Raw genomic sequence first — 449 nt, forward strand, 5'->3', positions numbered from 1 at the left:
GGTCTGTATCTGTGATATCTCGATGCCAGACATCTCCGGCCTTGAACTGTTAAGCCAGTTGCCAAAGGGAATGGCGATTATCATGCTCTCTGTCCATGACAGTCCAGCGCTGGTGGAGCATGCGCTCAACGCGGGCGCGCGTGGTTTCCTTTCCAAACGCTGTAGCCCGGATGAGCTGATCGCGGCGGTGCATACCGTTGCGACCGGCGGCTGTCATTTGACGCCGGACATCGCCGTCAAGCTGGCGGCCGGTCGTCAGGATCCGCTGACTAAACGCGAACGTCAGGTGGCGGAAAAACTGGCGCAAGGCATGGCGGTAGAAGAAATTGCCGCCGAACTAGGCCTGTCGCCGGGAACGGTGCACGTCCACCGAGACAACCTGATGGAAAAGCAGGGTGTCAGCAACGACGTCGAACTGGCGCGCCGGATGTTTGACGGCTGGGAATAGA

Annotated in this window: 1 protein-coding gene; it reads left to right on the forward strand. The window is 59.2% G+C overall.

Annotated features, from left to right (window positions below):
- The coding region (gene uhpA / locus ACU8YC_RS27580) for a transcriptional regulator UhpA (protein WP_446896339.1) at nt 1-448 on the forward strand (448 nt) is incomplete at its 5' end.
- Nucleotide 449 lies beyond the last annotated feature (1 nt).

The organism is Citrobacter sp. VF227 (assembly GCF_052950715.1).